At 63.5% G+C, this 19,106-nt stretch carries 19 protein-coding genes; 6 read left to right on the forward strand and 13 right to left on the reverse strand.

Going from position 1 to position 19,106, the window contains the following annotated elements; genetic code table 11:
- Positions 1-143: 143 nt before the first annotated feature.
- The 10 genes from BM017_RS25935 to BM017_RS25980 all read right to left on the reverse strand — a co-directional run bounded on the left by BM017_RS25935 (position 144) and on the right by BM017_RS25980 (position 10,709).
- Entirely contained in the window at positions 144-1,154 is a 1,011-nt protein-coding gene (locus BM017_RS25935) for a FecCD family ABC transporter permease (RefSeq protein ID WP_092249895.1), read from the reverse strand.
- The gene (locus BM017_RS25940) at positions 1,151-2,098 is read right to left on the reverse strand and encodes an ABC transporter substrate-binding protein (protein WP_092249898.1); all 948 of its coding nucleotides are present in this window, start codon (positions 2,096-2,098) and stop codon (positions 1,151-1,153) included. The genes BM017_RS25935 and BM017_RS25940 overlap by 4 nt, the downstream gene beginning before the upstream one ends.
- Entirely contained in the window at positions 2,095-2,883 is a 789-nt protein-coding gene (locus BM017_RS25945) for an ABC transporter ATP-binding protein (RefSeq protein ID WP_092249901.1), read from the reverse strand. Before BM017_RS25945 ends, BM017_RS25940 begins: the two co-directional genes overlap by 4 nt.
- Entirely contained in the window at positions 2,883-4,991 is a 2,109-nt protein-coding gene (locus BM017_RS25950) for a TonB-dependent receptor (RefSeq protein ID WP_092249904.1), read from the reverse strand. The genes BM017_RS25945 and BM017_RS25950 overlap by 1 nt, the downstream gene beginning before the upstream one ends.
- 151 nt (positions 4,992-5,142) lie before the next feature.
- Positions 5,143-6,525, reverse strand: coding sequence for a PepSY-associated TM helix domain-containing protein (locus BM017_RS25955; RefSeq protein ID WP_092249907.1), 1,383 nt, complete (start codon positions 6,523-6,525; stop codon positions 5,143-5,145).
- 125 nt (positions 6,526-6,650) lie between these two features.
- Positions 6,651-8,720 (reverse strand): TonB-dependent copper receptor, encoded by a 2,070-nt coding sequence (locus BM017_RS25960; protein ID WP_092249910.1) that lies wholly within the window; start codon positions 8,718-8,720, stop codon positions 6,651-6,653.
- A 93-nt stretch (positions 8,721-8,813) separates the two neighbouring features.
- The gene (locus tag BM017_RS25965) at positions 8,814-9,203 is read right to left on the reverse strand and encodes a DUF2946 domain-containing protein (RefSeq protein WP_092249913.1); all 390 of its coding nucleotides are present in this window, start codon (positions 9,201-9,203) and stop codon (positions 8,814-8,816) included.
- Between the two features lie 11 nt (positions 9,204-9,214).
- Entirely contained in the window at positions 9,215-9,697 is a 483-nt protein-coding gene (locus BM017_RS25970; RefSeq protein WP_092249915.1) for a copper chaperone PCu(A)C, read from the reverse strand.
- 47 nt (positions 9,698-9,744) lie between these two features.
- On the reverse strand, positions 9,745-10,140 hold the full coding sequence (locus BM017_RS25975) for a DUF2946 domain-containing protein (RefSeq protein WP_071491614.1): 396 nt from the start codon (positions 10,138-10,140) through the stop codon (positions 9,745-9,747).
- A gap of 275 nt (positions 10,141-10,415) precedes the next feature.
- On the reverse strand, positions 10,416-10,709 hold the full coding sequence (locus BM017_RS25980) for a hypothetical protein (RefSeq protein WP_092249918.1): 294 nt from the start codon (positions 10,707-10,709) through the stop codon (positions 10,416-10,418).
- A 31-nt stretch (positions 10,710-10,740) separates the two neighbouring features.
- Here BM017_RS25980 and BM017_RS25985 point away from each other — a divergent pair, with 31 nt between their 5' ends.
- Positions 10,741-10,989 (forward strand): DUF6124 family protein, encoded by a 249-nt coding sequence (locus BM017_RS25985; protein WP_092249921.1) that lies wholly within the window; start codon positions 10,741-10,743, stop codon positions 10,987-10,989.
- A gap of 118 nt (positions 10,990-11,107) precedes the next feature.
- Here BM017_RS25985 and BM017_RS25990 read toward each other — a convergent pair whose 3' ends face one another.
- Both BM017_RS25990 and cbiE read right to left on the reverse strand, forming a co-directional pair.
- Positions 11,108-11,827: a cobalt-precorrin-6A reductase gene (locus BM017_RS25990; protein WP_092249924.1), complete on the reverse strand. Its 720-nt coding sequence runs from the start codon at positions 11,825-11,827 to the stop codon at positions 11,108-11,110.
- A complete protein-coding gene (gene cbiE, locus BM017_RS25995) occupies positions 11,824-13,029 on the reverse strand; it encodes a precorrin-6y C5,15-methyltransferase (decarboxylating) subunit CbiE (protein ID WP_092249927.1) in 1,206 nt (401 codons plus the stop codon). The genes BM017_RS25990 and cbiE overlap by 4 nt, the downstream gene beginning before the upstream one ends.
- Positions 13,030-13,067: 38 nt before the next feature.
- Between cbiE and cobG the strand changes: the two genes are divergently transcribed.
- The 5 genes from cobG (at position 13,068) to BM017_RS26020 (ending at position 18,417) form a co-directional block, all read left to right on the forward strand.
- A complete protein-coding gene (gene cobG / locus BM017_RS26000) occupies positions 13,068-14,414 on the forward strand; it encodes a precorrin-3B synthase (RefSeq protein ID WP_092249930.1) in 1,347 nt (448 codons plus the stop codon).
- Positions 14,407-15,033 carry a precorrin-8X methylmutase gene (locus tag BM017_RS26005; RefSeq protein WP_071491608.1) on the forward strand — a complete coding sequence of 209 codons (627 nt, stop codon included), beginning with the start codon at positions 14,407-14,409 and terminating at the stop codon, positions 15,031-15,033. The genes cobG and BM017_RS26005 overlap by 8 nt, the downstream gene beginning before the upstream one ends.
- Positions 15,033-15,764 carry a precorrin-2 C(20)-methyltransferase gene (locus BM017_RS26010; protein WP_071491607.1) on the forward strand — a complete coding sequence of 244 codons (732 nt, stop codon included), beginning with the start codon at positions 15,033-15,035 and terminating at the stop codon, positions 15,762-15,764. Before BM017_RS26005 ends, BM017_RS26010 begins: the two co-directional genes overlap by 1 nt.
- Complete coding sequence (gene cobJ, locus BM017_RS26015) at positions 15,764-17,401, forward strand: precorrin-3B C(17)-methyltransferase (protein WP_092249933.1); 1,638 nt, start codon at positions 15,764-15,766, stop codon at positions 17,399-17,401. Before BM017_RS26010 ends, cobJ begins: the two co-directional genes overlap by 1 nt.
- A 236-nt stretch (positions 17,402-17,637) precedes the next feature.
- On the forward strand, positions 17,638-18,417 hold the full coding sequence (locus BM017_RS26020) for a hypothetical protein (RefSeq protein WP_092249936.1): 780 nt from the start codon (positions 17,638-17,640) through the stop codon (positions 18,415-18,417).
- Here BM017_RS26020 and BM017_RS26025 read toward each other — a convergent pair.
- On the reverse strand, positions 18,414-19,010 hold the full coding sequence (locus tag BM017_RS26025; RefSeq protein WP_003171467.1) for a MarC family protein: 597 nt from the start codon (positions 19,008-19,010) through the stop codon (positions 18,414-18,416). The two genes, BM017_RS26020 and BM017_RS26025, sit on opposite strands and share 4 nt — an antisense overlap.
- Positions 19,011-19,106: the final 96 nt, after the last annotated feature.

The raw sequence follows: 19,106 nt of genomic DNA on the forward strand, positions 1-19,106 counted from the left end.
TCGAGGAGGTGATTGCAAGCGCTGTGCCTAGTCGGGAAAAGGCATGAAATAGTCGCCTGGCCGCGTGTTGCGCTCGGGTTGCGCACCATCAAATGGCAGGGCTGCGTGCCAGGTGCATCGCTATGCGCTACAACGGGGCGCGGTCAGCGCTTGCGCATCAGCCCGATGAAAAACACCCCGCCAATCGCCGCCGTGGCCACGCCGATGGGCAGGTCTTCAGGGGCGATCAGCGTGCGGGCGGCCACGTCGACCCAGACCAGGAACAGACTGCCCAGCAGCACGCAGATCGGCAGCAGGCGGCGATGCTCGGCACCGACGAGACGCCGGGCGATGTGCGGCACCATCAGCCCTACAAAACCGATGGAGCCGCTGATGGACACCAGCACACCGGTCATCAATGAGGCCACCAGGAACACCTTCAGCCGCACGGTGCGGGCGTTCAGGCCGAGGGTCACGGCGGTCTGTTCGCCGGCCATCAGCGCGTTCAACGGGCGTGCCATGCCCAGCAGCACCAGAAGTCCCAGCAGTACCGTCAGCGCCGGAATCGCCAGCAGCTCCCAGCGCGCCAGGCCGAGGCCGCCGAGCATCCAGAACATCACCGCCGAGGCGGCGCGATGGTCGCCCATGAACAGCAGCAGATTGGCCGCCGCCATCATCACAAAGGACACCGCCACACCGCACAGCAACAGACGATCGCTTTCCAGGCGACCGTTGCGACTGGCCACGGCCAACACCACCAGCATGCTCGCCAAAGCTCCGACAAACGCGGCGATGGGCAAGGTCAGCAGGCCGATGACTTCGCCCACATGCAGCACCACGATCACCGCGCCCAGGGTGGCGCCGGACGTGACACCAAGCAGGTGCGGATCGGCCAGCGGGTTGCGCGTGACTGCCTGCAACACCGCGCCGATCAACGCCAGCCCGGCGCCCACCAGCGCGCCGAGCAGCATGCGCGGCACACGGATCAGCCACACGATATGTTCCTGCCCGGCCGGCCAATTCGCTTGACCGATGCCGAGCGCTTTGTACATCAGGATGCGCCACACGACGTCCACTGGCACCCGTGCCGGGCCGAAGCCCAGCGAGAGCACGCAGGAGACCAGCAGCACCGCGCCAAGCGTGGCGAGCAGCAGCCCATAGCGACGGGTGATCATTCGCCGTGGAACCCCTTGGCCAGGGTTTCCACCGCCAGCACGTTGTCGATACCCGGCGTGGCCTGCACGTAAGGGATCACGATAAAGCGCTGGTTGCGGATCGCATCCACCGCTTGCAGCGCCGGGTTGTTGAGCAGGAATTGCTCCTTCTGCTCGGCAGTGACTTCGCTGTAGTCGACGATCACGATCACCTGCGGGTTGCGCTCCACCACGGTCTCCCAGTTGACGCGGGTCCAACTGGCGTCGATGTCATCGAGAATGTTGCGCCCGCCCGCCGCGTCGATCAGCGCCTGGGGCATGCCCAGGCGGCCGGAGGTCATGGCGCGGTCTTCACCGCTGTCGTAGAGGAACACCCGGGGCTTGTCGGCGGGCAGGTCCTGTTGCACCTCGGCGACCTGCGCCTGCATCTGCGCGATCAAGGCATTGGCGCGTTCCTGCACATCGAAAATCCTGCCCAGGTTGCGCAGGTCGTTATAGGTGTCTTCCAGGGTCGCGGCCGGGCGCTTCATCACGAAGGCGCAGGATTCGGTCAGCTCATACACGTTGATGCCCAAGGGTTGCAGCGTGCTTGGCGTGAGGTCGCCGCCCACGCGCATGCCGTAGTCCCAGCCGGCGAAGAAGAAATCCACATTGGCGTTGAGCAGGGTTTCCACCGAGGGATACTTGCTCGCCAGCTCCGGCAGGCCGTCGAGCAGCCCGGCCATTTCCGGCGTGACCGACTTCCAGCCGGTAACGCCGCTGTAACCGGCCATGCTCGGTTTGAGGCCGAGGGCGAGCATCATCTGGGTCATGTTGATGTCGTGGCTGACCGCGTGTTTCGGCGCTTCCTGGAAGGTCACGTCGCGGTTGCAGCTCTTGATGGTCACCGGGTAGTGGGTCGCTTCGGCGAGTGCCCCGGTGGCATTGAACAACAAGGTAGTGGCAAGCAGCGAACGCAGGATCATGGTTGGGTTATCCAGGTGATTCGGGGGTAGCCGGACAGCGGGTGGGGATCGATCAACGCTTCGACGCCAAACACATCGCGCAGCAGTTCGCGTGTCAGCACCTCATGGGGCGTGCCGCTGGCGACGATGCGCCCGTGGTTGATCACATACAGGCGATCGCAGAAGGCGGCGGCCAGGTTGAGGTCGTGAATGCTCGCCAGGGTGCCGATGTGCAGGCGCTTGACCAGCCGCAGCAGCTCCAGTTGGTAGCGCGGGTCGAGGTGGTTGGTCGGCTCGTCGAGGATCAGCAGCTGCGGTTGTTGGGCCAGGGCGCGGGCCAGGATCACACGTTGCTTTTCACCCCCGGACAGGGTGGCGAAAGCGTGATCCTCGAAGCCGTGCATGCCGACTGACGTCAGCACCCGTTGGATCAACTGCCGGTCGTGCAGCGTGTCGCCGTCGAACAGGCCCTTGTGCGGCGTACGGCCCATGGCGACCACTTCATCGACGCGCAGGCCGAACGCATCCGGGAACTCCTGCAGCACCACGGCAATGCGTTGCGCGCACCACTTCGAACTCTGTTTCCACACGTTCTGATGGTCGAGCAACACGTCGCCGCACGCCGGTTTGCTGAACCGGTAGGCGCAGCGCAACAGGCTGGTCTTGCCGCTGCCGTTAGGCCCGATCAGGCCGACGAACTCTCCCGCACCGACTTGCAGGCTGGCGTCACGCAGTTGGAACTGGTGATGACAATGGTCATGCCCCGGCGGGGTCCAGGCCAGGTCGCTGAGGGTGAGTGCGGTCATCAGAAGGTGTAGTCCGCCGTGACAAAAAACGAGCGTGGTTCGCCGAGGATCCACTGCTGGCCGTCGTTGTATTGGCTGACGGCGTAGGTGCGGTCGAACAGGTTGTTCAACTGCAGGCCCAGGGTGGTGTTGCGCAGGGCTTTCCACGACACGGTGGCATCGACCACGGTGTAGCTGGGCAACTCATTCTGGTTGGCCATGTCGGCATAACGTGCATCCACATAACGCACACCGGCACCGGCGCGGATATCGTCGGTCACCGCCTTGCTCAGCCACAGGTTGGCGGTGCGACGTGGGACGTCCACCGGGCGGTTGCCGTCGCGGGACACTTGCACGCCGTTGACGTCCTGTTTGAAGTCGTCGTACTGCGCATGCACGATGGCCGCGTTGGCTTGCAGTTGCCAGGCGTGGGGCAGTTGCAGGTCGAGGCTGGCTTCCAGGCCACGGGAGGATTGTTGGCCGACTTGCTGCTGCAGGCTCGGATTGCCCGGCACGTCGGTGAGCAGTTTCTTTTTGACGATGTGATACGCCGCCAATGTCCATTCGCCGCGCTGATCCCAGAAGGCCTGTTTGATGCCGATCTCGGTCTGCCTGGCCGTGGACAGGTCGAACTGCTGCTGGCCCGGGCTCAGGGAAATCAGGCCACCGACGCCGTCGGTGCTGGTGGCGTACTGGCCATAGACCGAGGTGTCGGGCGTGATCGCGTAGACCAGGCCCGCCTTCCAGTTATTGCCGGTAAGGGTCTTGTCGGACTGGCTGCCGGTGCGCAGGTCATCACGGTCGATGTGCGCGTAGTCGCGGCGGATGCCGGTGATCAGCGACAGTTGGTCGGTGAGCTGCAGGCGGTTTTCCGCGAAGCCGGCGACGGTTTTGGTGGTGCTGGCGAACAGCGGCTTGAACGGGTCGTTGCTGGCGAACTGGCCCGGCGCGGGGTGGTTCACGTCGATGGGTTGGCCGCTGGCAAACGTGTCGGTAAACGGCGAGTTACTGGCCAGGCGGAAGCGGATACGGTTGTATTCCACGCCGGTCACGGTCTGGCTGTCGAGGCCGAACAGGCTGTGCTTGAAGGTGAAGGTCTGGCGGTCGCCCACCTGTTCCTGGTTGTGCTTGATGCCATAGTTGCCGCTGCGGGTCAGTTGGCCGCCGATGAAGTTGTAGTTCTCCGCGTTCTGCCAGCGACGCTGGTTTTTCAGGTAATACAGCTCATTGGTGGCGCTGACGCTGTCGTTGATCTGCCACTCGCTGGTCAGGCGTGTCCACTGGTCGTTGTAGTGCTGGGTGTCGTTGCTGACGTTGTAGTTCTTGTTGCGCAGGCCCTTGTGCAACTGGCCGTTGATCAGCGGTGTGCCGAAGTAGTTCTGCGGGCGCTGGTCGCCGTAGTCGCTGGCGAAAGTGAAGCTCAGGTTGTCTGCCGCCCGCCAGCGCAGGGCACCGCTGACGAAGTCGCTGCTGGAGTCGCCGCGGTCGATGAATCCGTTGCTGCGCAGGCGATTGAGGTTCAGGCGGTAGCTCAGGGTGTCGGTCAGCGAGCCGCCGCTGTCCACGGCTTGTTGCTGGCGATCATACGAGCCGTAGCCGAGGTGGATGTGGTTTTCGATCTCGCCTTCGAAAGGCTTTTTCGGCACGGTGTTGATCACCGCACCGGTGGCGCCTTCGCCGTACAGCACCGAGGCCGGGCCGCGCAGTACGTCGACGCGCTCCACCGACCAGGTGTCCACCGGGAAGGTCGAGGTGCCCATCCCCATGTACATGCGGTTGCCGTCATACAACTGCATCACCGAGCCCTGGCCGGTAAAACCCCGGGCCGACAACGAGGTGCCGCCGTCGCCCGGCGTGCCGGTGCGGCTGATGCCGGTGGCGCGGGAAATCGCGTCCTGCACACTGGCGTCGCCGCGTTCGCGGATCTGCACGCCGGTCTGGCTCTCGACGCTGCCGGGGGTTTGCAGGGCGCTGAGGTTCAGGCGCGAACCGGCGGTGGTCGGGGTCTTGAGGTCGACGTGGTCATCGTCCACGGCAGGTGCAGTGACGGGGCTGGCGGGCAGGGTCAGGGCCTGGGCGCTGGTATGCAGGGCGAGCAGGCACAGGCCGGACGCGAGGTACTTGTTCATCGGACGAAAAAGTCTTCTTGAAGGCAGTGCTCGCCGCTGGGCGCGGCGAGCTGGAGTAAGCAGTAAGTGTTATAAGTTAACACTTACTGCGGCGTGGGCGAAAGCCCGCGTAAGACTACATAACGCCTCTATGTAGGGCATCTCGCCGACTTCATGTCGAACCTGAGGCAGATTCACGTTGTGCGAACAGCCGCGCCAACACCAGGCGGTCCAGCACCCACACCACGATCAACGACGCACCCACCAGCGGGAAAATGATCGCCAGCCCGAACATGATCACCATCGCGGTTTTCCACTTCGGCAGGTCGTGGCGCAGCGGCGGCACGCCCAGCCCGCCCACCGGACGACGCTTCCACCAGATCACCACGCCGCTGACCGCGCTCAGCAGGATCATCAGGCAGATCAGCAGCACGATCAGCTGATTGACCCAGCCGAACATCTTGCCTTCGTGCAGCATCACGCCGGTCTCGGTGGCGCGCGCCACCAGGTTGTAATGCTCCCAGCGCACATCGGCGAGGACCTTGCCGGTGTACTGGTCGACGTGCAGGGTAGCGTCGTTGCGTGGGTCGTTGGCGAACACCGCGACGGTGAACACACCTTCGGCGGTGGTGGGGAAGGTGATGCTGTAGCCGGGCTCGACGTGGCGTGCGTTGGCCAGGTCGACCACCTGTTGCAGGCGCACCGTGGGTGCAGCGGGACCGGCGTGCATGGCGCCGTGGTTCATGTGCTCGGCGTGGTCGCCGGACATCGGCATCGGCGTGTTCTCCATGGCCCAGGGCACGGTCTGTTGGCTGGCGGTATTGAGGCTGCGCGCCTGCTGGTCGGACTGCGGCACGTTGTTCCACATCGCCGCTGGAAAGCGATTCCATAGCTCGGCGTACTGCTTGCCCCAGAAGCCGGTCCAGGTCATGCCGCTGAGCAGCATCACCAGCAACAGCGAGGCGCCCCAGAAACCGGTGACCGCATGCAGGTCGCGCCAGAACACCCGGCCACGGGTGGTGAAGCGTGGCCATAGAACACCGGCTGATGACTTGCCGCGCGGCCACCACAGGTACAGGCCCGACACCACCAGCATCACGCCCCAACCGGCGGCGAGTTCTACAAGACGGTCGCCGACCGTGCCGATCATCAGCTCGCCGTGCAGGGCGCGGGCGATGGCTTGCAGGTTGTATTTGGCATCCTGCTCGCCGAGGACCGTGCCGCGATAGGGGTCGACAAAGACCGTCACTTCGCGGCCGTCCTGATGCGTCACGAATTGCGCGCTGCTGGTGGCGTCGGCGGGGGGCAGGTATTTGCTGATCGCGGCCTTGGGGTAGGTCGCCTGGGCGCGTTGCAGTTGCTCGTCGGCGCTCAGGGCGTGCGCGGCGCTCTGCACCTTGAGCAGGTCGCCGTACATCAACGGGTCGAGCTGGGGTTTGAACAGGTAGATGATGCCGGTCAGGGCCAGCAGCACCATGAAAGGGGCGACGAAGAGGCCGGCGTAGAAGTGCCAACGCCAGGCCAGGTTGTAGAAGGATATTTTTTGAGTGCTCATCATTGGGCTCCGCAAGGCTTTGAGTTTTTTGTGTCTGGTCGGCCGTCATCGGGGGCAAGCCCCCTCCCACATTTGATGGCGTTCACAACATCAAAAGTGTGGGAGGGGGCTTGCCCGCGATGCTCTTAGAAGCTCATGTCGACTTTGGTCCAGAGTGTTCGGCCTGGCTCCTTGATGGCTTGCGGGTCACTCGCCGGGTAGCCGAACCCGGCGTTACCGGCCAGGTTCAGGTGCTCGGCATAGGCGTTGCCGAACAGGTTGTCGACGCCGGTGCTGACCTTGAAATGCTTGTTGATGCGGTACGCCGCATTCAGCGAGAACACGCCAAAGCCGCCGCTCTTGTCGAAGTCCTTGCCGACCACATTGCCTTTGTTCTGGTCGATGCGGTTCTGCGCCGCGACCACGCGCCACAACGCACCGGCGCTCCAGTCGTCTTCGCTGTAGGTCAGGCCCAGTCGTGCATCCAGCGGCGGCATCTGCGGCAGCGCCTTGCCGTCGCTGCTGTTTTTGCCCCAGGCATAGGCGAGGGTGGCGTCGGCTTTCCAGTTGCGGGTGAGCTTGTAGGCCGCGCCCAATTCGCCGCCCACGATGCGCGCGTCGACGTTGCGGGCCTGGGAGGTGGTGCCCATCATGCCGGGCCTGTAGTCGAACAGGATGAAGTCCTGCACCCGGCCGATGTAACCCGAGGCCCAGGCTTCAAGGTCGTCGGCTTTGTATTGCGCGCCGAAGTCGAGCTGGGTGGTTTTCTCCGGCTTCACGCCGTCGAAGGCATTCACCGAACCGACCGCGCCGGTGTTGGGGGAAAACAGCTCCCAGTAATCCGGGAAGCGCTCCGAGTGGCCCAGGCCGGCGTAGAGGGTGGTGGGGCTGTCGGCCAGGTCGTGTTCATACCGCACGAAGCCCGAGGGCAACGTGTCGGCGCGGGTGTCGTCGGCGGTCGGGTTGGGGCGGGTCATCATCCCCGAGCCGCTGGTCTGGCGCAGATCCTTGGCCGAAACGCGGTCCAGCCGCGCACCGGTGATCAGGCGATCGCGGTCGGCGGCGTACCAGGTCAGTTCGCCGAACGCGCCGTAGTTGTGGAAGTTGGCGTCCTTGACCCGGGGCAAGTCCTTGTAGGTGTCGATGCCCATGCTGCTGCGCTGGCGGTGTTCGTTGGTCTGCGCGTCCAGGCCGCCGATCAGTTGCACATCGGCCCAGCGCCAGGTGGCCTTGATACGTGCGCCGAGGGTGCGCCGGTCGACGTTGGACGCCATGGGCCCCGCCATCATGCCGGTGCCGGATGGCGTGCGCAGGCTGTAGTTGTCCATCACGTGGTCGGCGTAGTTGTAATAGACCTGGGCCTCGACCTTATCCAGCACCTCGCCGATGTTGGACTTTTCAAAGCGCAGCCCCAGGCTCTCGCGCAGGAACTGCGAACCGTCCATACCGCGCCCGGCATAACGCGCCTCGCCATCGCCACGGCCGGCGGTGAGTTCCAGCAGGGTGTCGGCGTCGGGGGTGAAGCCGACCGCCACATCGCCATTCCATTTGTCATAGCGCGAGGCGACGGTGTCGTTGTTGCCGTCCTTGTAGTCATCGGCGTGGGCCTGGTTGCCGATCACCCGCACGTAGCCCAGTGGCCCGCCGGCAGCAGCGTCGATGACCTTGTCGAAGCGCCCGTTGGAACCGGCCAGCACACTGGCGTTGAGACGTGTGCCGAGTTCGCCGAACTGCTCCGGCTCGCGCTCGAACAGAATGGTGCCGGCCGATGCGCCCGGGCCCCAGAGCACGGTTTGCGGGCCTTTGATCACGGTGAGCTTGTCGTAGGTCTCGGGCGAGATGTACGAGGTGGGGGCGTCCATGCGGCCGGGGCAGGCGCCGAGCATCATGCTGCCGTTGGTGAGGATGTTCAGGCGTGAGCCGAACATGCCGCGCAGCACCGGGTCGCCATTGGTGCCGCCATTGCGCACCAGGGCGAAGCCGGGGATGGTCTTGAGGTAGTCTCCGCCATCGCTGGCGGGCACCGGTTGGCGTGGGTCTTTCGGGTTGGTGATAACGGTCAGCGGTGAGCTGGGGGCGATTGCCGTGATCACGGTGGGCGTCAGCTCATGTTCGGCGTGGTCATCGGCCTGAGCGTGAGGGGCAAGCAGCGCGCCGCACAGGGCAGCGAGCACAGGGGTATATCCCATACGGGAGTCAGCAGGAAACCTGGACATGACACATTCCATCTAGCAATCGTAAACAACACGGCCAGCAGCCTGCGGCTGTCTGTCTAAAGTCGGCCGGTGTGAAGTAACGGTGTTAAGTGCTTACGAAGCGATGGGCGGCGCGCGGCTGCGGGCGCCGGGGAAGATGCTCTGCCGGGCATGGCCCAGGCGTGTGGCGGGGGTGAGGGCGCTGGCGGGCGGCGGGCTGCTCAGGGTGAAGATTGAAACGCCGCCGGGCAGGGCGGGGCAGCTATAGAGCAGGTCGCAATAGCCGCACTTGGACCAGAGGGCGTGGTGTTCGTCAGGCGCCTTGGGGTGATGGGAGGCGCCGTGGTTCATCGGCATGTCCATCGACATACCGGCGTGATGGTCCATCGGCATCGCTTGGGAAATCAGCGGACCGATAAAGATCATCAGCATGGCGAACAGGCTGATCCAACTGCCGCGCTTCATACGCGAATGTGGAGACAACCTGGCGCGAGGGGCGCCCATCGAGTGTCAGCCTATTGGGCGTGCTTGTGCTCGTGGGTGGCCATCGGCGGCACTTTCTGCACCGACACTTCCACCTCGACCTTGCCGGCTTTTTCGAAGGTGAGGGTCAGCGGGAATTGCTTGCCGTCGGCAAGCAGGCTGCGGTCCTTGAGGCCCAGCAGCATCACGTGATACGCCATGGGCGCGAAGGTCAGCTCGCCCTTGGCCGGTACGGCGACGCTGGGCACCTGCTGCATCTTCATCAGGTCGCCCTGCATTACATGCTCATGCAGCTCGGCCTTGTCCGCCACGGGGGTGTCGACACTGAGCAGGCGGTCCGGGCTTTCTCCGGTGTTGTGAATCACAAAGTACGCCGCGACGGTTGGCGCATTCGGTGGCAATTCCTGGGACCAGGGATCGCTGACCAGCAGGTCGCCGGCCTTGTAGTCATCGGCATTGGCAGCACTGAACACCGGCAGCAACAACGCAGCCAGAAGCAGGGAAGATTTGAGCATGGCAGTTCTCCAGAACGGTTCTAAACGCAGTTCACTTGCGAAGAAGATCAAGCCGTTGGAGAGGCGCGGGGGTTGAGGCTTGGCCATTGCTGACGCGGGGGCGGGCTGTGCAGCCGGGGCGGCGGCAAGCGCTGTGAAGTATTGAATTGGGTGAGATACAACTGCGGTACATGCCCCGGCAACGCCACCAACGGTGCCGAGCCCGAGCAACACCAGCAATGCTGCATGGTGGAATGATCGTCCTGCTGCGGCGCCGGGATCTCCAGCTTGCCTAGGGCGATGGTCTTGAGGCTTGCGCCATTTGAGGAACAGAAACTGCCCCACAGCAATTGCCGGACCGGATCGCTGGACTGCTGCATCGCGCTGGCCATCGGCATGGCAAAGGCATTGAACAGCACTGCAAGGCAGGCGATCCAGGCAATTGCAAAGCGTTGACGGGCCATGGCGGACAATCCGTAGGGTTAAACGATCAGGCGGGTATTTAGCCTGATCGGTGGGGATAAGTAAAAAGGGGCGGTGTGGTTTGGTGTCGCAGTGACTGGTTTGAGGATAGACGGGGAATCGAGTGGATGCCGATCTTCAAAGCTGCACAGTTCAAATGTGGGAGGGCTGGTGCAACGATTCACTTGCCACCGCTAGCGCCAGCCCAGCCAACAAACCAGTGGCTGACACGCCGCCATCGGGGGCAAGCCCCCTCCCACATTTTGCCAGTGTTCGGCTATCGCTTGGTGTTGAGCCTGCGGGTTGCGCGAGCAATGTCGTCTCTCCCTATTTTGATCAAAGAACCATCGCCTGGGTCCTCTTCGATGCAGGCTTCGAGGAAAGCATCCATATATTCTTGCGTTAGGAGATAGTCAGCGGCGTCGAAACGAGTGAATCCTGTCTTTCTGTCAGGGAGGTATTGGGCCTTTTCCAGCCATTGGTTTAATCGCGCTGCTACTTCAGGTTCATCCGATTTCAGGGCTTCGGCTTCAACGCTGAGTGCGTCCGCAAACTCGGAATTTGCGATCATGTGTTCATCGCCAAGAGGTCGCGCTCTTAGAATGATCAAACCCACCCCAAATCCCCCCGTCCGGCTTTTCACCGTGTCCGATGGAATCAGCAGTGAAGACCTTTTGGTCAACCTCAGCGAAACCCTGGCCTCAGCCAATGCGCTGAGTTGTGACATTGCCTTCAACCTGGAAGGCGCGCCACGCGAAACATTGCTCGGCGTCGCGCAGTTGATTGAGCTGGCGCAGTTGCTTGCGGTGCGTGTACACGATGCTGCCGGGCAAACGAAAAGCGCTGCATGATGATGCCGTTCTAAATGTGGGAGGGGGCTTGCCCCCGATGGCGATGGACCCGTCACAGATCTTTAGACTGATACACCGTAATCGGGGCAAGTCCCCTCCCACACTGAATCGATGGTGTTTAGAGAGTGGCGATTGCCTGTAGTACCGCAGGCACAGTAGTGAATTCTCGATCTACCATCGCCAACACCGGCCGCTTCAACACCAACACCGGCACCCCGCGCTCCCGTGCCACCTCCAACTTCGGCTCCGTTGCCGTGCTCCCGCTGTTCTTGCTGATCAGCACATCAATGCCGCGCCGCTCGAACAACGCACGCTCATCCGCAATCAAAAACGGCCCGCGCGCGCCAATCACTTTACACCGCGCATTCCCCGGATACACATCCAGTGCGCGCAGCGTCCAGAACTGCTCCGGCGGGATTTCATCCAGATGCTGCAACGGCTCGCGGCCCAAGGTGAACAGCGGGCGTTTGAAGGGCTTCAACGCTTCAATCAACGAAGCCCAATCACTCACCTCACGCCAGTCATCCCCCATCTGCGGCTGCCACGCCGGTCGGCGCAATGCCCAGCAAGGCACGCCGCACGCGCGCGCAGCTTCGGCGGCATTGCGGCTGATCTGCGCGGCATATGGATGGGTCGCGTCGACAATCAGCCCAATCCCTTCATCCCGAACAAATCGCGCCAAGCCCTCGGCACCACCATAACCACCGACTCGCACCTGACAGGTCAGGTCGGTGGGCACACGTCCAACCCCGGCCAGGCTGTAGATATGTTCCGGGCCCAGCGTACGAGCAATGGCCAGCGCTTCAGTCACGCCACCCAACAGCAGGATGCGTTTCATAGCGGCTTGACCACTTCCAGCAAGGTAATCGGCAACGCCTGGCGCCACGTATCGAATTCCCCCAACGGCTGCGCCTGCGCCACGTGGATGCGCGTCAGTTCGCCGCCATGCTGGGCACGCCAGTTCATCAGGGTCATTTCGCTTTGCAGGGTCACGGCATTGGCCACCAGCCGACCACCGGGGCGCAGGTGTTGCCAGCAGGTATCGAGCACGCCGTCGCGGGTGACGCCGCCGCCGATGAAGATGGCGTCCGGGGCTTCCAGGCCGCTCAACGCCTCGGGCGCCTTGCCGCGAACCAGTTGCAGCCCGGGCACGCCAAGGGCGTCGCGGTTGTGTTCGATCAGGCCTTGGCGGCCTTCATCGGCTTCAATCGCCAACGCGCGGCAGCTCGGGTGCGTACGCATCCACTCGATACCGATGGAACCGCTGCCCGCGCCCACGTCCCACAGCAATTCACCGGGCATGGGGGCGAGGCGGGCGAGGGTCATGGCGCGCACATCGCGCTTGGTCAGTTGGCCGTCGTGCTTGAAGGCTGAGTCGGGCAGGCCTGCCAGGCGCGACAGGCGCGGTGTTGCCCCAGAAGCGACGCAGTCGATGGCGAGCAGATTCAAATCGGCGACGCAGGCGTGCTGCCACTCATCCGCCAAACCTTCGATACGCCGCTCATCCGTGCCGCCCAAGTGCTCGAACACGCTCAACCGGCTCTGGCCGAAACCGGACTGCGCCAATAACGAGGCAATCAAGCCAGGACTGCGACCGTCATTGCTCAGCACCAACAAGCGCACGCCACTGGCCAGGTGCGCATTGATCGCGGCCAACGGTCGGGCCACCACGGACAACGTCACCACGTCCTGCAAAGGCCAGCCCAACCGCGCCGCCGCGAGGGACACCGACGAGGGCGCCGGTAAAATCAGCAACTCTTCAGCGGGCACCTGCCGCGCCAGGCTGGCCCCCACGCCATAGAACATCGGATCGCCGCTGGCCAGCACGCACACCGGCTCGCCGCGCCGCGCCAGCACCGGTTCCAGGGAAAACGGGCTCGGCCACACCTGGCGCTCGCCACGGATACACACCGGCAACAGGTCCAACTGGCGCTGGCCGCCTATAATCCGCGTGGCGTGCAACAGGGCATGCCGGGCGTTCCTGCCCAGTCCCTTGAAGCCGTCTTCTCCGATGCCTACAACCGTCAGCCAGGGCGACATATGAATTCCTTGAACGACATCCGACGGGCAGGCTTTTCATGCCGCCGGACAAAGCAGGCATAATACCGCGCCTTTACCCACCAACCGGTAGCCCCGTGAACCCAACGCCCGCTGTGAATACCTTGCGCCCCTCGGCTTGTCCGGGGTTGCTGCGCATTGTCCAGGCGTTGGACGGCGGCATTTGCCGGATCAAGTTGGCCGGTGGTTCGATCAGCGCTACACAAGCCCATGCCGTGGCGGACGCGGCCCAGGCCCATGCGGGCGGGGTGATCGAGGCGACCAACCGGGCCAACCTGCAGATTCGCGGGATCGGTACCCAAGAGCAGGCATTGATCGCCCTGCTACTGGCCGCAGGCCTGGGTCCCGACAATGCCGCCGGCGACGATGTACGCAACCTGATGCTCAGCCCCAGCGCCGGGATCGACCGGCAGATGCTGTTCGACACCCGCCCGTTGGCTGAGCAGATTCTCGCCACCCTGCAAAACCATCCCCGTTTCCATGAACTGTCGGCCAAGTTCGCCGTACAACTGGATGGCGGCGAAGCCCTGGCGATGCTCGAACATCACCACGACCTGTGGCTGTCGGCCTTTATTCGCAATGGCCAGACGCTCCTCGCCTTTGGCCTGGCCGGTTGCCCGGGGCTGGATGCGCCGCTGGCCGCCGTGCCGCTCGAGCAGGGTCATGCGCTGGTGGTGGCCGTGCTGGAGGCGTTCCTCGAACTGGCCGGCCCGGAACAAACCCGCATGCGGCATCTGGCTGTGGATAACTTGCTGGGGCATCTGCGCCTGCCATTGCTGTCGGCTGAAGGCTTCAGACGCCCGCCCAACGGGGCTTTGCTGCACCTCGGCACTTATCCACAGGTTCAAAAGAATCAGTTCTACGTCGCCGTCATCGCACCCTTGGGGCGCCTGGACGCGACGATGCTCAAAGGCGCCGCACACCTGGCCAGTGAGTACGGCGACGGCACCTTGCGCTTCACCCCTTGGCAAGGCGTGCTGTTGCCCAACATCGAAAAACCGCACGCCGTGACCGAGCGCCTGGCGCAACTGGGCTTCCTTTGCTCCATCGACCAACCCCTGGCGCGCATGACCGCCTGCACGGGTTCCAGCGGTTGCGGCAAGGCCCTGGCCGACACCAAGGCTGACGCCGTGCAACTGGCTGCGCTGAACCCCGGCCATGACGTGCACCTGTCCGGCTGCCCCCGTTCCTGTGCCGCCGCGCATGTCGCGCCGGTCACCTTGCTGGCGGTGAGCCCCGGCCACTACGACCTCTATTTCCGCGAGGCAGCCCAGTCCGGTTTCGGCCGGCTGCACGCGCGCACCCTTTCCATTGAAGCGGCGGGCGCCCTGTTGCGCGCTCGTCCACGGAGCAACACCGATGATTGATTACATCCGCGACGGTCAGGAGATCTATCGCAACTCCTTCGCCATTATTCGCGCGGAAGCCAGGTTGGAGCGCATTCCGGCCGACCTGGAGAAACTCGCGGTGCGGGTGATTCATGCGTGCGGCATGGTCGAGGCCATCGACGGCCTGCAGTTTTCCGAAGGCGCGGGCAAGGCCGGGCGCGATGCGTTGGCCGCTGGCGCGCCGATCCTGTGTGATGCGCGGATGGTTTCCGAAGGTGTGACTCGTGCGCGCCTGCCGGCCAATAACCCGGTGATCTGCACCCTGCGCGACGACAGCGTACCGGAGCTGGCGCGTGAACTGGGCAACACCCGTTCCGCCGCCGCGCTGGAGCTGTGGCGCCCGCATCTGGAAGGCAGCGTAGTAGTGATCGGCAATGCGCCGACCGCGTTGTTCTACCTGCTGGAAATGCTCGATGCCGGGGCGCCTAAACCTGCCTTGATCCTTGGCTTCCCGGTCGGGTTTGTCGGCGCCGCCGAATCCAAGGCGATGCTGGCGGCGGACAGCCGTGGCGTGCCGTTCGTGATCATGCAGGGCCGCCTGGGCGGCAGTGCGATGGCCGCCGCTGCGGTGAATGCCCTGGCCACGGAGGTCGAATAATGCCGGCACGCGGACGTTTGATCGGCCTGGGCGTAGGCCCCGGTGACCCGGAACTGATCACCCTCAAGGCCCTGCGCCTGCTGCGCGAATCGCCAGTGGTGGCGTACTTCGTGGCCAAGGGCAAGAAGGGCAATGCCTTCGGCATCATCGAAGATCACTTGGTGCCCCAGCAAACCCTGATGCCGCTGGTGTACCCGGTGACCACCGAGGTACTGCCGGCGCCGATGTCCTATGAGCAGGTGATCAGCGATTTCTACGACGCTGCCAGTGTCGACGTTGCCGCGCACCTGGATGCCGGTCGCGATGTGGCGGTGATCTGCGAAGGTGACCCGTTCTTCTACGGTTCCTACATGTATCTGCATGACCGACTTGCCGAACGCTACGAAGCGCAAGTCATCCCCGGCGTGTGCTCGATGCTCGGCGGCGCCTCTGTGTTGGGGGCGCCGCTGGTGTATCGCAACCAGAGCCTGTCGGTGCTTTCGGGCGTGTTGCCCCATGAGGACCTGAAGCGCCGCCTGGCGGACGCCGACGCGGCGGTGATCATGAAGCTGGGGCGCAACTTCCCGAAAGTGCGCCTGGTGCTCGAAGAGCTCGGCCTGGCCGAGCGTGCCCTCTATGTGGAGCGCGCCACGATGGCCAACCAGAAGATCGTGCCGCTGGATCAGGTCGACCCGGCGTCTTCGCCCTATTTCTCGCTGATCATCGTGCCGGGTGAAAGGTGGCAAGGTTGATGAGCCCGGCGATTGTCATTCTGGGCCAGGGCAGCCTGGCCACCGCGCGCAGGATCCAACAGGTTTATCCAGAGGCGCTGATCCACGGTCTTGCCGGACGCGTTGAAGGTGCTGACCAGGCCTACAGCGAGTTCGGCACGACCCTGCGCCAGTTGTACCAGCAAGGTACGCCGCTGATTGCGCTGTGCGCGGCCGGTATCGTGATCCGCACCCTGGCGCCGCTGCTGCTGGAAAAAGGCGAAGAGCCGGCCGTGCTGGCCGTGGCTGAAGACGGCAGCGCCGTAGTGCCGTTGCTGGGGGGCCTTGGTGGTGTAAACGTCATGGCGCGCGAAATTGCTGCCGCGTTGAACGTGGCCGCTGCGATCACCACCAGTGGCGAACTGCGTTTTGGCACCTGCCTGCTCAACCCGCCGCAGGGCTATGAGCTGGCCGACCTGGAGTTGGGCAAGCGTTTCGTTTCCGACTTGCTGGCCGGTGAAAACGTGCGCATCGAAGGCGCAGCGCCTTGGCTGGACCAAGCCAACTTGCCGCAGGACCCACAAGCGCGCCTGGCGATTCATGTCGGCAGTGCCGAGCGCCAACCCACCGCCAATGAGTTGCTGATCTACCCGAAGACCGTCAGTGTGACCTGCAAACCCGGCGCGCAATTGGCCGAGCGTGTACGCACGGCGTTGCATGAAGCGGGTCTGGCCGTGCAATCCCTGGCGTGCCTGCTGGCCAGCGAAACGCAGATGGCCGAAGCGTCGCTGCATGAGGCGGCGTTGGCGCTGGGTGTGCCGTTGCGTTTTACCAGCGTTTGCCAGGACGCCGATATCGTGGTCAGCGTGGCTGAACAGCCGCTGGAGTTGTCGCAGATTGGTCGTGTTCGTGGCCGCCTTGCCGTGATCGGCCTTGGCCCCGGTGCCGCCGAGTTGATGGTGCCTGCGGTGAAGGCTGAGTTGGCGCGTTGCACCGATGTGCTGGGTTACGAAACCTATGTGCGCATGGCCGGCCCGTTCCGCGATGATCAAGTGCAACACTGCACCGATAACCGCGAAGAAATGCAGCGGGCCCGCCACGCCTTCGAGCTGGCGGCCCAAGGTCGCTCGGTGGTGGTGGTGTCCTCCGGTGACCCGGGGGTGTTCGCTATGGCGGCTGCGGTGATCGAAGCGCTGCACGAATCCAGCGATCCGGCCTGGCATCAGGTCGACCTGGAAATCCTGCCCGGGGTCTCGGCCAGCCTGGCCACTGCCGCCCAGGCGGGCGCACCGCTGGGCCATGACTTCTGCGTGATGTCGCTGTCGGATAACCTCAAACCCTGGTCGATCATCGAAAAACGCCTGGACCTCGCGTCCCAGGCCGACCTGGCCTTGGCGTTCTACAACCCGATCTCGCGTGCGCGGCCGTGGCAACTGGGGCGCGCCCTGGAAATCGTCGCCCTGCATCGCACGCCGCAAACGCCGGTGGTGCTGGGCCGCGATATAGGTCGCCCGGGGCAGACCCTGCGTGTCACCACGCTGGGGCAACTGACGCCGGATCAAGTGGACATGCGCACCATGGTGTTGATCGGCTCGTCCACTACCTGCACATTTCCCCGTGCCGATGGTGGCGAATGGGTCTACACACCACGATGGTACGGTGAAAAACCCGCTTCCTGAAAACGGCCTGTCGGTTGCCTGAAAGCGCCGAATAGCCCAGGGATTTTTCTGGCGTTATTCGGCGTTTTTTCTTTTTTTTACAACGAAATATGGAGGCACGCCGGTCATGCCGCGTTATTGCTGGGCGTTACGGTTTAACGCCTTGCGCCAAGGGATGTTTATCGCCTGGAAAGCCCATCGGCCGGTGAACTAGGGTGGACACAAGCCCCACTTTGGGGTGCTTGTGGAGAATCAAAATGGAGCGACATCACAGACGGATCAACACGACAAAAAGGCGCAAGTTGATTGCCGCCTACAAATTACCGGGCGCGTCAGGCAAGCACGCAGCTGTACCGCTGGACACCGAAGATGACTTCAACGCAGCCGTGGTCAACAACGGCGTGATTTCGTTTGCCGAAGGCCTGTCGGGTCTGAAGCGAGAATATGTCCGTAAGAGTTATTTGCTGGCCAGCAGTTACGTCAGCGATGTATTGAAAATACACCGCGGTACCGAGGACTGGTACGACGAATTCATCAAGGTGATGGTCAGCCTGGGGTGGCTCCCGGTGCGCAGCAGCTTCGAACGGGTCTCACGTTCGGGCAAGGGGCTGACCGTGCAGCTGGCGGCGCTGAATCTTATTGCCACGCTGTTGGCTTCCACGTCCTTGTCCGCGCCGCTGCTGGGCATGCTGCCGAAACTGGCGGCCGATGCATTGGAGGCGTTGAAGCAGACGCCGGCGTCTTTTGAATTGTTTAAACGCAACAGCTCGGTGCACCAGGGCGGTGATTTCGGCCTGGCCTCTTGTGCCGAAATCGATGGCGAATTGACGATGGTGCTGGTGACCTACAGCACTCACGGCGTGAGCAAACAGACGGGGCTGCCCTTCCTGGAGTGGGACAGCTCCTCGTTCGAGGCCTTCAGCGGGCAGACGTGCCTGGTGCTCAATACCTCGGTGATCAATGAAAAGACGATCCAACTGATGCGCGAAAGCGCGGGCGACAAGGTACAACTGGCAATTGCCAAATACCGGATCTAGGGCACCAGGTAGCCGCGCACGCCGGTAAAGATGATTTGTGCGGCCAGGGCACACACGAACAATCCCATCAACCGACTGACAATCTGCAAGCCCTGGTCACCGAGGATGCGTTCGATACGGTTGGACAGGTACAGCACCACGCCCACCGTGAGGCTGGCCAGGGCGATGCTGAGGATAGCGGTGAGCTTGTCATCCCAGTGCGGTTGGCTGACGCCCATCACCAGCAGCGCACCGATGGTGCCGGGGCCGACCGTGAGGGGGATGGTCAGCGGCACGATGGTCACGTCCTGCTGCACGTTGTCGGTCTGCACCGCCGACTTGCCCTGGGCCATGCCCAGGGCGGAAATGAACAGCACACTGCCGGCGCCGATGCGGAAGGCGTCGACGGTGATGCCGAACACACTGAAAATCACCCGGCCGAACAGGTAGAGCAACACGCTCGAGACCAGGGTCGCCAGCGCCACTTTCCACGCCAGGCGCCGCCGCTCTTTGCTGGAATAACCACGGGTCAGGCTGATAAAGCAGGACAGCACGAAGAACGGGCTGTAGAGCACCAGCATTTTCAGGTAGACGCTGAATAACACGTGGAGCATGGGGGCGGCTCGCAGGAGGAAAGTGTGGAGAGTCTATCAGGCGAAAGAGATCAAAGGCGGGAGGGGCGGTGCGACGATTCGACTTGCCCCTCCCAC

The organism is Pseudomonas sp. NFPP04 (assembly GCF_900113815.1).
Taxonomy (GTDB): Bacteria; Pseudomonadota; Gammaproteobacteria; order Pseudomonadales; family Pseudomonadaceae; genus Aquipseudomonas; species Aquipseudomonas extremorientalis.

Excerpts from the sequence above, each read along its gene's own strand:
- BM017_RS25935 (WP_092249895.1), bottom strand. The coding sequence starts at position 1,154 with ATGATCACCCGTCGCTATGGGCTGCTGCTCGCCACGCTTGGCGCGGTG.
- BM017_RS25940 (WP_092249898.1), bottom strand. The coding sequence starts at position 2,098 with ATGATCCTGCGTTCGCTGCTTGCCACTACCTTGTTGTTCAATGCCACC.
- BM017_RS25945 (WP_092249901.1), bottom strand. The coding sequence starts at position 2,883 with ATGACCGCACTCACCCTCAGCGACCTGGCCTGGACCCCGCCGGGGCAT.
- BM017_RS25950 (WP_092249904.1), bottom strand. The coding sequence starts at position 4,991 with ATGAACAAGTACCTCGCGTCCGGCCTGTGCCTGCTCGCCCTGCATACC.
- BM017_RS25955 (WP_092249907.1), bottom strand. The coding sequence starts at position 6,525 with ATGAGCACTCAAAAAATATCCTTCTACAACCTGGCCTGGCGTTGGCAC.
- BM017_RS25960 (WP_092249910.1), bottom strand. The coding sequence starts at position 8,720 with ATGTCCAGGTTTCCTGCTGACTCCCGTATGGGATATACCCCTGTGCTC.
- BM017_RS25965 (WP_092249913.1), bottom strand. The coding sequence starts at position 9,203 with ATGGGCGCCCCTCGCGCCAGGTTGTCTCCACATTCGCGTATGAAGCGC.
- BM017_RS25970 (WP_092249915.1), bottom strand. The coding sequence starts at position 9,697 with ATGCTCAAATCTTCCCTGCTTCTGGCTGCGTTGTTGCTGCCGGTGTTC.
- BM017_RS25975 (WP_071491614.1), bottom strand. The coding sequence starts at position 10,140 with ATGGCCCGTCAACGCTTTGCAATTGCCTGGATCGCCTGCCTTGCAGTG.
- BM017_RS25980 (WP_092249918.1), bottom strand. The coding sequence starts at position 10,709 with ATGATCGCAAATTCCGAGTTTGCGGACGCACTCAGCGTTGAAGCCGAA.
- BM017_RS25985 (WP_092249921.1), top strand. The coding sequence starts at position 10,741 with ATGATCAAACCCACCCCAAATCCCCCCGTCCGGCTTTTCACCGTGTCC.
- BM017_RS25990 (WP_092249924.1), bottom strand. The coding sequence starts at position 11,827 with ATGAAACGCATCCTGCTGTTGGGTGGCGTGACTGAAGCGCTGGCCATT.
- cbiE (WP_092249927.1), bottom strand. The coding sequence starts at position 13,029 with ATGTCGCCCTGGCTGACGGTTGTAGGCATCGGAGAAGACGGCTTCAAG.
- cobG (WP_092249930.1), top strand. The coding sequence starts at position 13,068 with ATGCCGCCGGACAAAGCAGGCATAATACCGCGCCTTTACCCACCAACC.
- BM017_RS26005 (WP_071491608.1), top strand. The coding sequence starts at position 14,407 with ATGATTGATTACATCCGCGACGGTCAGGAGATCTATCGCAACTCCTTC.
- BM017_RS26010 (WP_071491607.1), top strand. The coding sequence starts at position 15,033 with ATGCCGGCACGCGGACGTTTGATCGGCCTGGGCGTAGGCCCCGGTGAC.
- cobJ (WP_092249933.1), top strand. The coding sequence starts at position 15,764 with ATGAGCCCGGCGATTGTCATTCTGGGCCAGGGCAGCCTGGCCACCGCG.
- BM017_RS26020 (WP_092249936.1), top strand. The coding sequence starts at position 17,638 with ATGGAGCGACATCACAGACGGATCAACACGACAAAAAGGCGCAAGTTG.
- BM017_RS26025 (WP_003171467.1), bottom strand. The coding sequence starts at position 19,010 with ATGCTCCACGTGTTATTCAGCGTCTACCTGAAAATGCTGGTGCTCTAC.